6 protein-coding genes are annotated in these 12,290 nt (G+C 68.8%); 3 read left to right on the top strand and 3 right to left on the bottom strand.

Annotation, left to right across the window (positions count from 1 at the left end; genetic code table 11):
• Positions 1–37: 37 nt before the first annotated feature.
• Complete coding sequence (locus GC106_RS42210; protein ID WP_173141812.1) at positions 38–2,746, bottom strand: condensation domain-containing protein; 2,709 nt, start codon at positions 2,744–2,746, stop codon at positions 38–40.
• 321 nt (positions 2,747–3,067) lie between these two features.
• Between GC106_RS42210 and GC106_RS42215 the strand changes: the two genes are divergently transcribed.
• Genes GC106_RS42215 through GC106_RS42225 form a run of 3 tightly spaced genes read left to right on the top strand, consistent with a single transcriptional unit; the run spans position 3,068 to position 7,804 of the window.
• Entirely contained in the window at positions 3,068–6,211 is a 3,144-nt protein-coding gene (locus GC106_RS42215; protein ID WP_173141813.1) for a non-ribosomal peptide synthetase, read from the top strand.
• Positions 6,208–7,092: a thioesterase domain-containing protein gene (locus tag GC106_RS42220; RefSeq protein WP_173141814.1), complete on the top strand. Its 885-nt coding sequence runs from the start codon at positions 6,208–6,210 to the stop codon at positions 7,090–7,092. The genes GC106_RS42215 and GC106_RS42220 overlap by 4 nt, the downstream gene beginning before the upstream one ends.
• 52 nt (positions 7,093–7,144) lie before the next feature.
• On the top strand, positions 7,145–7,804 hold the full coding sequence (locus GC106_RS42225; RefSeq protein WP_173141815.1) for a response regulator transcription factor: 660 nt from the start codon (positions 7,145–7,147) through the stop codon (positions 7,802–7,804).
• Positions 7,805–7,831: 27 nt separating this feature from the next.
• Here the strand turns inward: GC106_RS42225 and GC106_RS42230 are convergent, their stop codons facing one another.
• Both GC106_RS42230 and GC106_RS42235 read right to left on the bottom strand, forming a co-directional pair.
• Positions 7,832–9,055 (bottom strand): cytochrome P450, encoded by a 1,224-nt coding sequence (locus GC106_RS42230; protein WP_173141816.1) that lies wholly within the window; start codon positions 9,053–9,055, stop codon positions 7,832–7,834.
• A gap of 18 nt (positions 9,056–9,073) precedes the next feature.
• Positions 9,074–12,115 carry a non-ribosomal peptide synthetase gene (locus GC106_RS42235; RefSeq protein ID WP_173141817.1) on the bottom strand — a complete coding sequence of 1,014 codons (3,042 nt, stop codon included), beginning with the start codon at positions 12,113–12,115 and terminating at the stop codon, positions 9,074–9,076.
• Between the last annotated feature and the right edge of the window lie 175 nt (positions 12,116–12,290).

Here is a 12,290-nt window from a genome sequence, read left to right on the forward strand (position 1 = left end):
AGGTTAGAACACGGATAAACACTCACGAGGGGGGTTCCTACGAGCCTAGGCGCTGCCGGACCTCGTCGTCCGACAACAGCAGCACCTGCTCGATCGACGCCGCCAGGTCCTCGGCGGCGTCCGGCCCGCCCAGCCGCGTGGCGACCTGATCGGCCATCGTGGCCGGGGTCGAGGCGGTGAACAGGGCGCTGACCGGGAGTTCGACGTCGAAGACCTCCTTGACCTTCGCCAGCAGCCCCACTGCCAGCAACGAGTGGCCGCCGAGGTCGAAGAAGTCGTCCTTGGCCGTGACCGGCCTGCCGTCGAACAGTTCGGACCAGATCGCCACCAGCAGGCGGATCAGCGCAGTGTCCACAGTGTCCATTGGGGACACCGGCTCGGCCGTCGCACGCAGGCGTTCCCGGTCCACGCTTCCGTCGGCCGCCAACGGCACCGAATCGATCGTCACCACCGCCGTCGGCATGGCGTACTGCGGCAACCTGTCCACGAGGAAAGCACGCAGTTCATTCAGCTCGATCGGCTCTGCCGCAACGACATAAGCGGTACGGCCGGATTCGTCGGGGAACACCACGACATCCCTGACCAACGGATGGTCCGCGACGGCCTCCTCCACGAGGCGTGACGCCACCCTGGCGCCGTCGACCAGCGGCACGTCAGCCACCGGACCGAGGTAGATCACCGAACCATCGCCTACCGCACGCACGAGGTGGCCGGTGCGCTCCATGAACCCGCCGGGGGCGAACGGGTTCGGCATGAACCGTGCGTCAAGGTGCGCCGCGGCGAGGTAAAGCTCGCCGCACACGCCCGGCGGCACCGGACGCAGCCTGCTGTCGAGAACGTAGGCGCGAACGCCCGGGACCGGCCGGAGCACAGCACTGTCGCCGGTTCCCACGGCGGCCAACGGAATGGCGTTCGAGGAGAACACGATCCGGTCAGTACCCCGACCGGTCGCAGGCGAAGCGCAGCCGGTGATGAGCCGGGTCCCGGCGAGCTCACGGGCCAGTGCCGGCGTCACCCGCATAGGCAGCCACGCCGCCGTGGCCCCGGTCCTGGCGACGAACTCCGCCGCATCGGCACCGGTTCCCAGACAGCACGTCGCCCCGGCCGCCAAGGCGGCGAACAGAATCGGGTACTGAAGCGCCGGGCCCACCAGAGCCAGCCGTTCACCGCGACGCAGGCCCAGATCAACGGTCGCGACGGCCGGGTCTTCCGCGGCCAAGGCGGTGACAACGGGATGGTCACCCCGAGCGTCGACGGCCGCCACCAGTTCGGCATACGTCAGCTCGCGCTCCCCCTCGACCAGGGCGACCAGCGTGGGGTCAGCCGCGGCGTGCTGCCGGAGCAGATCGACGAGCCGTGGCGGGGCGATATCGGCGGGAGGGGCGGCGAGCACGCTCATCTCGTTGCCCGACAACATCTCCAGCCGGTCGACGGCGACGTCCGGGTGCCGCGCCACCTGGTGCCAGAGCCGTGTCACGTGATCGCCGAACCGCGCCATCTGGGCGTCGTCGAACAGCGCCGCGTTGTATTCCATGGTCACTTCGATCCGGCCGTCGTGACTCAGACCGGTGAACGAGAGATCGAACTTGGAGTACCCGGACAGCAGGTTCTCCCCCGCTTCCAGCGTGAGGTACGCCGACTCGACATCAGCCACCTCCTTGGGCGTCAGACCGCAGCCGATCTGGAAGATCGGGTTGTAGGACATGCTCCGGTCCGGCGCGAGCACGTCGACGAGCCGTTCGAACGGCATTCCCTGGTGTTCGTAGGCGTCGAGGACCACATCGCGGACCCGGCCGAGCAGATCACCGAACGCCGGCTCACCGGACAGGTCCGTGCGCATCGGCACGACATTCGCGCACATGCCGACCACGCCGGCCAGCTCGGTCGTCTCTCGGTTGGCCATCGGTGTGCCGACGACAATATCCGTCCGGTCGCTGTACCGTGCCAGCGCGATCTGGAGAATGGCCACGTACGCCATGAACAGGCTGCAGCGGCGCTCCGTAGCCACCCGGTGCACCCCGGCGACGGCTTCCTCGGGGATCACGAAGCGGGAAACACCACCGACGTGCTGCTGTGTGGGCGGCCGCAGCGGGCCGCTGATCAGTTCCAGCACGCTGGGCGCTCCGGCGAGCTGATCACGCCAGTAGCCGAGCAGCTCGGCACCCCAGCTCCCGTCGAGCTGGGCCCGCTGCCAGTCGGCGAACCGCCGGTACTGGGGCGCCGGCGGCAGCTCGGGCCGCCTGCCCTCGGCCAGGTCGTCATAACACGTGAAAATCTCGCGCAAGAAGATTTCCGCCGAGATCCCGTCGAATACAATGTGATGAACGAAAAGTAAAGCAACGTGGCATTTGTCTGCCAACCGGACCAGTCGCATGCGCAACAACGGCGGCCTGGAGAGATCGAAACCCGTACGAAACTCCCGGGCGATCGTGTCGTTCAGCATCGCCTCACGCCGGGTCACCGAAAGATGCCGAGCGTCGTCATTGACGACCTCGATGGCGAGGTGCGGAGTGATCCATTGTACCGGACGCCCGTCCTGAATTCCGAAACTCGCCCGCAATGCCTCGTGTCTGCCGATCAAGATATTGACGGCATCGACAAAAACCGACGAATCGAGCGCGCCGCGGATCACCCAGCGCCACGCCGCCGTGTACACCGGGCTCGCGGGCAGCACCTGGTCCATGAACCACAGGCCGCGCTGGGTCACCGACAGCTCGCGGAGCTGCGGCGGCGCCGACGCCGCCATGCGCCGCTCGAGCAGCTTACGCCGTTCGGGTGACAATGCCGCAATTCGTCGCCGAAATTCCGCGTCGTTCAATTCGCGCCCCCGCTCGCCACCGACGGTCACGTTCCTCGCGACCGACCGTACCGGTCCACGGGCCGCACGGTCATCGTTGTTTCACGCAGCCGGCCGTCAACGGAATAAGGAGAATGCATCCTAGCAGCACGACGGTAAACAGAATGTCGATCCGTCCCCCGTCGTCCTGTCTATGGTTGCTCCGGTCCGCACCCTGATAGCGTCGGTCCGGGGCCACTACCGGGCCCCATTGGGCCAGGAAGGCGGATCATGGCGGCCCTTTCACCAGAACAGCTGGCGTGTTGGTTCCTGGAACAGTTATCCGCAGGCAGGCCCTTGGGGACCGTTTCGGCCGGAGTACGGCTCACCGGATCATTGGACGAAGAGGTGCTCCGGGAGGCGCTCGCCACCGTGGTACGACGCCACCGGGTGCTGCACACGTCCTTCCGCGAAGGCCCTGACGGCGAACCGATGGCCGCGGCCGGCACGACGACGCCGGAGTTCGTGATCACCGACCTCACCGGGACGCCACCGGTCGATCTCGCGGCACGGGCCGAGCAGGCCGCGACGGACTTCGCCGTCCGCCGGTTCGACCTGGCATCGGGCACGTTGGTACGCGCCAACCTCATCAAGCTTGGCGACACTGAGTCCGTACTGCTCCTCTGCATCCACCGGATCGCGGCGGACGAGACCTCGATCGGGCCATTGCTGGGCGAGCTCGCCGCGACCTACGCGGGCGCTGAGCCCACGGACGCGCCAATCCCCGCATGGACACCGTTACCCGGCGACGAACACGCCCGGCGTGTCGAGTACTGGGCAACTCGGGTGCACCCGCCCGTCGATCTGCCCGCGGATCGTCCTCGGCCCACCGGCCCGGCCGGACGGGCCGCCGTCGAGTCCCGCCTGCTCACCCGCGCGGTCACGGCGGGCCTCGGCCAGTTCGGCGCGGATCCGGCCGTGCCGGTTCTGGCTGGTCTGCTGACCGTGTTGGCCCGCTACACCGGGCGGACCGACCAGACCGTCGGCGTGCCGCCACGGTCCGCGGGCGGTCCGGTCGATCTGGTGCCGTTTCGCATCGACCTCACCGACGAGCTGTCCTTCGCCGACCTGGTACGTCGGACGGAACAGACATGGCGAGAAGTCGCCGCCCATGCCTTGCCGGTCACGGCGCTCACCAACGCCGGGCCGCGCGATCTGAGCAGGCACCCCCTCTTCCCCGTCGCGATGACGGTCATCGACGCCGGAGAGTGCGACAGGTGGCCGTCACACATGGAGGCGCGGGTGACAGCGGGGCCTGCGGTGGCCACCCCGTACGACATCCGCCTGACAGTCGTCACAGGTCAAGATGCCGTCGAGGTGTCCGTGGCGTACCAGAACGCCCTGTTCGACCAGACCCGGATGGTGCGTCTGCTGGACAACCTGGAGATGCTGCTGGCGGCCGCCATCGCCGACCCGGCGCGGGCACCGTGGGCACTGCCGATGATCCCCACCGCGGAACGGGACCGGCTGTTGTTCGGCTGGCAGGGCGAGGCGGTCCCGGCCGGGCCAGAGCTGATCCACCAGCAGTTCCGGCGCCGGGCGCAGGCCGATCCAGACGCGTTGGCCGCCCGGATGGACGGCAAGGACCTGACCTACGGCGACCTGGACCGGCGCAGCGACACGCTCGCGCGGCGGCTTCGAGCGCTGGGCGTCGGCAAGGAGGAGATCGTCGCACTGGCCCTCAATCGCGGCCTCGAGTCGTTCGTCGCGATGATCGGCGTGTTCAAGGCCGGGGCGGCTTTTGTCGTTCTCGACCCCGCCCATCCGGCCAACCGGCTGGAGTTCGTGGTCGCCGACACCGCCGCCCGAGTCGTGCTGACCACGTCCGGCCTGCGGCCCGCCCTGCCTGACTTCGCCGGACGGTCGGTGCTCTGCCTGGACACCGACCTGCCGGACACTGGGCCGGACACGGGTTTGGCCGAGTGGGCCGACCACGACAGCCTCGCCTACGTCCTGTACACGTCCGGCTCGACGGGCAGACCGAAGGGCGTGATGATCGAACACGGCCAGCTGCTGCACTACCCGTTGTGGCTGTCGAGGGTGTTCGACCTCGGGCCAGGGGACCGGATGCTCCAGCACATGGCGCTGAGTTTCGACTTCTCCGAAGGCGAGATGTTCGCGGCGCTGATCTCCGGTGCCGCGATGGTGATCATTCCCGAGGCGCAGCGGGCGTCCGCGCAGGCCATGGCGGATCTGATGCGGGCCGAGCGGGTCACGTACATCGGCGGTCCCCCGCCGCTGCTGGCCAAACTGCCCGCGGACGGGCTGCCCGGCCTCCGGTACTTCCTGACCGGCGGCGACCTGCTGCACGGCGACCTGGTCACCCGGTGGATCTCGGCGAACCGCCGGTTCGTCAACGCCTACGGCCCGACCGAGGCGGCGATCGGTTGTGTGTACTACGAATGCGAACGTCGAGAATGGACAGTCCCACCGCCGATCGGCCGGGGCATGCCCAACCGGTACCTCTACATCGTCGACCCGTGGGACAACCTGGCCCCGGTCGGGGTGCCCGGCGAGATCCTGATCGGCGGCGCCGGAGTGGGCCGCGGCTACCTCAACCGGCCGGAGCTGACCGCCGAGAAGTTCACGCCCGACCCGTTCCGGCCGCACGGGCGCGTCTACCGGACCGGCGACATCGGGGTGTGGGGCGAGGACGGCCAGATCCGGTTCATCGGCCGGATCGACACCCAGATCAAGCTGAACGGGACCCGCATCGAGGTCGAGGAGATCGAAGCGGTGCTGCTCGGCCATCCCAACGTGTCCGAGGCCGTCGTGACCGCACGGCGCGGGTCAACGGGCCGCGAGCAGTTGGTGGCCCACCTGGTCGCCGACGGTCCGGCACCGCCTCGGGATGAGCTCCGCCGTTACCTCGCCGGTGAACTGCCCGCCTACATGGTGCCCAGCCAGTTCTTCTGGCTCGACGCCATGCCGCTGACCACGGCGGGAAAGGTGGATCGCACGGCCTTGCCGGACTCCGCCGAACCTCGCCGTCCGGATACCGCGGGCCATGTCTGGCAGACGGCCGTGGAGCGTCAGCTGGCCACGGTGTTCGCCGAGGTCCTCGGCCTTGACCGGATCGGCCCGCATGACGACTTCTTCGACCTCGGCGGCGACTCGCACGCCGTGCTGCGCGCGGTGAGCCGTCTGCGCCGGGTGTTCGGCCCGGTGATCACCGTCGCCGGGTTCTGCGCCACACCGACGGTCGCGGCGCTCGCGGCAACGGCGAGCCACCCGGATCAGCCCGCCACGCCACCGCCCGGCGCGGTCACCGGAGCCCAGTCGCCGTGGGTCTGGCTCGAAGAGATCGAATCGCTCAGCGAGGAGGAAGTGGCCACTATGTTCGACGCACCCGGAAACCAAGGTGGTTCGCCATGAGTGACGCCACCGCCGCGGCGGGAACGCCGTCCGGGTCACCCCAGGCGACCGTGACAGCCATCCGGCCGGGCGGATCACGTCCGGCACTGTTCTGCCCACCACCGGTCTCCGGCTCGATCTACTGGTGCATGCCCCTGCACCGGCTGCTGCCGGCCGACCAGCCCCTGTACGCCTTCGACGCCCCGGGCCTCGACGGCGTGGCCGAGCCGCTGACCACCATCTCCGACTTGGCCGGCTGCTACATCGAGGCCCTTCGGCGGACCCAGCCGCACGGCCCGTATCTGCTCGCCGGGTATTCGATGGGCGGCGCCATCGCGTACGAGATGGCGGTGCGGCTCGCCTCGGCTGGGGAGGCGATCCCGCTGACGATCCTGATCGACACCGCGCTCCCGGAGCCTGATCCCGGCACGGAACTCTCCATCACCAAGAGGTTCGTCAACGACGTCGCGGGAGCGCGTGGCCGGACACTCGACGACGTCGCGATCGAGTCGGTCTTCGAGGCGCCGAACGCCGACGAACGGCTGCGCAGCCTGTTGTGCGCGGCCGATCTGATGCCGGAGTCGGTCGACGTCGAGCTCGTGGCACGGCGGTACCGGTTGTTCCGCGCGAACACCCACGCCTACCTCGCGTACCGGCCAAGCCGTTACAGGGGGCGAGTGGCCCTCGTCAACGCCGAAAGTTCCCGGAACACCACCGAGGAATGGCGAACTGTCTGCGACGGCCCGGTCACCCACATGACAGTGCCGGGAGACCACCATTCGATGTGGTTTCCACCGCACGTGGAAAGGCTGGCCCTCAGTCTGGACATGCTTGTGGCGAGCCTGCATGATCAATCGACACTGGTGACCGCGGTCCCAGACGACCCCGGCACACGCGTGTGAATGGCCCGGAATCCATACGGACGAGTGAATTCCAGCGTGGGGGGAAGTCATTTTGATTCGTGTACAACTGTGCACCCAACAGCCGCTCGCAGTGGCCGGGCTGCGCAACATCCTGTTGGGCGACGCCGGGATTCAGATCATCGAGCAGCCTGGGGACATCGCGGACGTCATCCTGCGGGGACGCCCGTCCTGCGCCGACGTCGCCATCGTGCAGTCCGAGCCGAAAGTGTTGAAGTACCTCAGGTCGGCGTCGGCGGGCCACGCCGTCGCGGCGACGTACCCCATCGTGGTGGTCACCGGGCCGTTGTTCGAACACGCTGTCCTCGGCGCCATCAGCGGCGGGATACGCGGATTCGTCAGCGACCGGGCCGTCGACGAGGAACTCGTGCCCGCGGTGCGGTGCCTGGCCGAAGGCCGTGCCTTCCTGTCCCCGCGGATCACCAACGGACTGCTCGACTGGCTGGCCGGGCAGCTACCGGCCGACCCGACCCGCTTCTCGCGGGCGAACAAGGTGCTCACCGAACGGGAACGTGAGGTGCTCATCGAGCTCGGGCTCGGGCATTCCAACGCGCAGATCGCCGAACGGTTCGTGATCTCCCAGACCACGGTCCGGTCGCACGTCTACCACATCCTGACCAAGCTCGGCCTGCCCAACCGGACCCAGGCCGTCCTGTTCGGCTACCAGTACCAGCTCATCACCCGGGTGGCGTGACCACACCCCGGTGATGAGCCGGTCCGGTCATGCCATGTGCAACCGCAGTGGCAGCGATGTGATGCCGTTGACGAAGTTGGACGCGAGGTGCCGCACCGGTCCGGTCTGTTCGAACCGGTCCACCCGCGTCGCCAGCTCGGCGATCATCGCGGCCAGCCCGGTACGGGCCAGATGCACCCCGATGCAGTGGTGCGGCCCGAAACCGAAGGCCAGATGGGGATTGGGCGAACGCCGGGGATCGAACGCGTACGGGTCGGCGAAGACCTTTTCGTCCCGGTTCGCCGACGCGATCCACGCACAGACCAGGTCGCCCGGCCGGATGGCGTGCCCGCCGATCTCGGCGTCCCCGGTCGCCAGCCGCAGCAGGTGGTTGACCGGTGCGGACCAGCGCAGAGCCTCCTCCACCGTACCGGGCCACAGTGACCGGTCGGCCCGGATTTCCCGCCACAGACCGGGATCTTCGGCCATCACGAGGGCGAGGTGCGAGATCACCTGTGGGGTGGTGATGCTCGCCCCCATCACGAAGGCGTAGCTGTTGACGATGACTTCGTGGTCGGTGAGCCGTGCGCCGTCGGCTTCGATCGTGGTCAGTACCGAGATGAGGTCCTCGCCGGGACGTGCCCGGCGGTCGGCCATCAGCTCCGTGAACATCGTGAGCAGCTCGACGTGCGCCTGGGCAAGCGTCTCGGTGACACCGCCCACGGCGTAGGCCGGGTCGGCGGGCGCGACACTCGCCATGGTCCACCGGGCGGCGTGTGCCCAGTCACCGGCCGGGATGCCGATCACGTCACCCGCGATGACCATCGGCATGATCGCCAGTTCGGCGGCCATGTCGACATCCTGCCGCCGCGCCCACGACGCGACCAGCTCACTGACCCGTTGCCGCACAACGTGTTCACGCTCACGCATGACAGCGGCGGACATCTGCCGCAGTGCGGGTACGCGCAATGCGCTGTGCCGGGGACCGTCCACGAGGTTGATCGCCTGTCCTTTGGCGATGTCGCCGCCCAGCGCCGAAAGCATGGTGCTGTGTTCGGAGGTGAACCGCGTGGTTTCCCGCAGTACCCGCTGCACGTCGCGATAGCGCGTGACCGACCAGAACTCCGCGCCGGTCGGGGCCGCCTGACGGCAGACCGGCGCCTCGGCGCGGAGCTTGTGCCAGGCGGCGTGCGGATTGCCGGACACGTAGATACCCGGCTGGTACAGGTCGACGTCGGTGACCGGCTCGGCCGGCGGCCGTGTCATCAGCATGCGCTTGGGTCTCCCTGGTCAATGCGTGGCGGACGGTGCCACCGTGCGCATCAGGCGGCGGTGGTAGGCGACGTAGCGCCCGACGGCCTCGTCACCTGTCGGCGCGGACACCATCCCGTTCTGGGCACGCAGCACCGCCGCCCGTGCCGTGGAGAAGACCCGGCTGCCGTCCTGGAACATCGTGGTCAGCTCGGCGAGCAGGGTCGCATCGTCCACGTCGGCCCCGGCGGCAGGCACCGCGGCGAGCAGCCGGGTGTAGACCGGATCACCGGTCTGCGCCGCGTCCTCCAGCATGGTCCAGAACTCGCGGTAGGACACCGTGCGCAGGTCGAACTCCCGGCTGAAGCTGTCCAGCAACTCGTTGAGGAGCATCGCCTGCGGGGGCAGGACATGGAACACGCCGCTCGCGCCGGTCGTGACACCTGCGGTGATCATCTGCCCGACGTAGTCGATCGGCGTGTAGTCCAGCACCACCGGGCTGGCCGGGGCGACGCCGAGCCGCAGGCACGCGCCGACCAGCATGTCGGGCAGGCTCCTCGGGTTCGGCACACCGGTTCCCGAGTGCGGCATCACCTCGCCGAGCCGGTACACGGCCAGCGGCACGCCCCGCTCCCCTGCCGCGACGACGAGTTGTTCGCCCACCCATTTCGACAGGCTGTAGCCGTCCGGCGGTGGCTCGATGTCCGGGGCGGGCAGTTCCGGGATCGGCATCCGGCCGGCATAGGCGGCCGGGCCGAACACGCTGAGCGTGGAGATGTAGTGCACCGGCTTGGTCCGCCTGCGTGCCGCGAGCCGCAGGATCTCCCGCGTCCCGTGCACGTTGGCCTTGCGGTGGTACGCGTAGTCGAGCACCAGGTTGACCACGGCGCCGCAGTGCACGATGACGTCGACCGTTTCCGCGAGCATCTCGTAGGTCTGCTCGCCGATGCCCAGCCTCGGTTTGGTCAGATCGCTGGGCACCACCCGCATCCGGTCGAGCGGGGTACGGGAGATCAGCTGGTACTCCGCCAGCGTCTCGCACAGCCGCCGACGCCCTGAGGCGACGTCCGGTGCACGGACCAAGCAGTGCACGTTCGCGGACGTGGTGGTCAGCAGATCGTGCAACAACTGCGCCCCGACGAACCCGGTCGCGCCGGTGAGCAGCACGTGCGCGGGAGGGCCCGGCAGCGGTGGTGCGGCGGCCCGGATGTCGTCGGGCAGTTCGAGGTCCCTGCCCGGCGAATCCCCGGCGGCCGCCCCGCCTCCGGCGATCCGGGCGGCCAGGGCGGCCAGATCGGGCGCCCGCACCACGTCACGGATGGAAATGCCTACGCCCAGCCGTTTCTTCACAGCCAGCACCATGCGCTGGGCGCCGAGCGAGTCGCCGCCGAGCGCGAAGAAGTTGTCCGAGCGGGTGACCGGGTCCATGGCCAGCAGTTCGGTCCAGATCTCGGCGAGGGCACGCTCGGTCGCGCTGATCGCGTCGCCGTTCCGGGCCGCGGGCGCGGGCGTACCACGGTCGGAAGCGCGCCTGGCCAGCTCGACGCCGTCCAGCTTCCCGTTGGGCAGCAACGGCATCGCGTCCAGCACGGTGATCCGGGCCGGGACCATGTACGCGGGCAGGGTGGCTCTGGCGTGGTCGAGCAACTCGGCCGGGCCCACCGGCCCACGGGTGGTGACGAACGCGATCAGCCGCTTGTCCTCGGCCTCGGTGTGCACGACCACCTTCGCCTCGGACACCTCGGGGTGGGCACGCAGCACCGTGCCGATCTCGCCGAGTTCGACCCGCAGCCCGGCGATCTTGACCTGGTCGTCCTGCCTGCCGCGGAAGCCGATGAGCCCGTCCTCACGCAGGTACGCCAGGTCGCCGGTGCGGTAGAGCCGTCGGGTTCCCAGGCCCGCGAAGGGATTGTCCACGAACGCCGCCGCGGTCTTGGCCGGCTCGTTGAGGTACCCACGGCCGAGGCATTCGCCGCCGATGTAGAGGTGGCCGACCACACCCGTCTGGACCGGCCGCATGTCACCGTCCACAATGGCCGCACAGGTGTTGTCGATCGGCAGGCCGATCGGCACGACCTCCTGGTCGGCGTCACGGACCTCGTGGAACATCATCCCGATGGCCGCCTCGGTCGGCCCGTAGGTGTTGGTGATGCGCACATGCGGGACCAGGGCACGGAATCGCTGCACCGCGGCCGCCTGCATCTCCTCGCCACCGATCACCAGGTCACGCACGGAACGCAGGTGCGCGGCCATCGACGGCTCCGCGTCGATCATCTCGACCAGCACGTTGAACACCGAAGGGACCAGGTCGGTGATCGTCACCTGGTGACGTTCGATCACCTCGATGATCGACGCGAGGTCGATCAGGCCGGTCGACCTGGGCACGACCGTCCGGCTGCCGTTGGTCAACGGCCACAACAGCTGCCACAGCGTGGGGTCGAAGACGTGCGTGCTGGTCTGCAGCACGACTTCGCCCGCCCGCTCGGGGAAACACTTGTTCATGTAGAAGAACCGGTTACGCAGTCCACGATGGACGTTGAGCGCGCACTTCGGTTTGCCGGTGGACCCGGACGTGTAGAAGCCGTACGCCAGGTCGTCGAGACCGGCCGGGGGGCCGAGGTCGCCAGGGTCGCTCTCAGGCAACGTGGTGGCGTCGACGGTGATCACGGCGGGCAGTTCCGCGGGCGGCGTCCCACCGGCGCACAGCACGACCGGTGGCGCCATGGCCCTGACCATGTCCATGATCCGGGCCGCGGGCCAGTCGACGTCCATCGGGACAAAGGGAGCGCCGAGCTTCATCGCGGCGATCATGCCGATCGGCACCTCAAGGCCGCTGGTCATCAGCAACGGCACGAAGTCGCCGTGCCCGGCGCCCGCGTCCCGCAACTGCCCGGCGAGCGCGTTGGCCCGCCGGTCCACCTCGCGGTAGGTCAGCGTCACGTCGCCGAACGTGATCGCCGGGTCGTTGGGCACCCGAGCGGCCTGGGCCTCGATCAGCCGCACGACTGTCCGTTCGTCGCCGAACTCCACCTTCGTGCCACGCACCAGCGCCAGCCGGGGGCTTTTCGCCGTGGACGACATCGGGTCTCCTAGGTCGTGTTTCGAATGTCCCGGTCGATGAGAGTCGGGATCGGGGCGGTTCCTGGCGTCGCCGCGGGATCGCCGCGAATACTGGTTGTCTTTGGGCGGTCCCGCGGTGGCGTCAGGGGCCGCATCCGGCCCGGCTATCGCGATCGGGCATTTGAAACACGACCTA

It is taken from the genome of Kibdelosporangium persicum, from assembly GCF_013280595.1.
Taxonomy (GTDB): domain Bacteria; phylum Actinomycetota; class Actinomycetes; order Mycobacteriales; family Pseudonocardiaceae; genus Kibdelosporangium; species Kibdelosporangium persicum.